This window comes from Mesorhizobium sp. M1334, from assembly GCF_040317995.1.
Taxonomy (GTDB): Bacteria; Pseudomonadota; Alphaproteobacteria; order Rhizobiales; family Rhizobiaceae; genus Mesorhizobium.
The window spans coordinates 1-810 of sequence record NZ_JAMYLM010000079.1 but is presented as its reverse complement, the minus strand read 5'-3'; the positions used below and the strand labels follow the sequence as shown (position 1 = coordinate 810).

Genomic DNA, 810 nt, shown 5'->3' with positions numbered 1-810 from the left:
CGGCAAGCTGCCAATGGGCGTAAGCTGGAACGGCGTTGTCGAGACCCGCCTGACAGCAGCCTTCGACTGCAAGGTATCGCAGGAATGCCCGTAGGCTCGTCGTCATCTTCTCGATCGTGCCGCTGCCGCACTTGCTCGCGTGTTCCATGAAGTAGCCGCGAACATCGGCCGGACTCCAGCCAGTCGGGGCGGATCCGAGCGCTATCACTATGCCGGCAGCGTCGCGAGCGTAGAGCCTGATGGTGGCATCGGATGCCCCGCGATGCTTGCGCAGCCAGGCCTTGAAGTCGGTGACCAACTTGGGCTCGGCGGGCGCCGTTACCACGGCCGCGGATCGGCAGACGCCGACCTCGATAAGGTGCCGTCGAAAGAGCCGGGCGCCGTAGATGGTGTGGTGGTTCCGCCGGCCGCCTCTGACGCGCGGACACCTGCAGCTGCGCAGGTGCTCGCTGAAGGCCGCCAGATCGATGTCTCCCAGGCTCACGCCGCGCTCGATCATGATGTGGCCGGCATGGGCTGCCGCCCGCAAATAGCGCACGGCCGTGTCTGGGCTGTAGCCTTGCCGTTCGAGTGATGCTGCGAAGCCGTCGAGGTATGGCCCGCTTGGCCCGCTCCGCAGATGCCCCAGAATCTTCGATGCCGAGAAGTAGGTCTCCAACATGTTCGTCCCCGTTTGTGACCGGCCATCAGTGGCCAAGTCGATGGGGCCGCGAGCACACCCAGTTATGGAGACAAGAAGCGCCGAGATTCACAGAAAATGTCAGCGACGCCACGCCGACTCCCCATTACTGGATCTGCCCATAAGGCAGG

1 pseudogene is annotated in these 810 nt (G+C 64.2%); it reads right to left on the bottom strand.

Annotated features, from left to right (window positions below):
• A pseudogene (locus NKH17_RS33330) lies at positions 1-658 on the bottom strand (hypothetical protein); the annotation flags it as partial.
• Between the last annotated feature and the right edge of the window lie 152 nt (positions 659-810).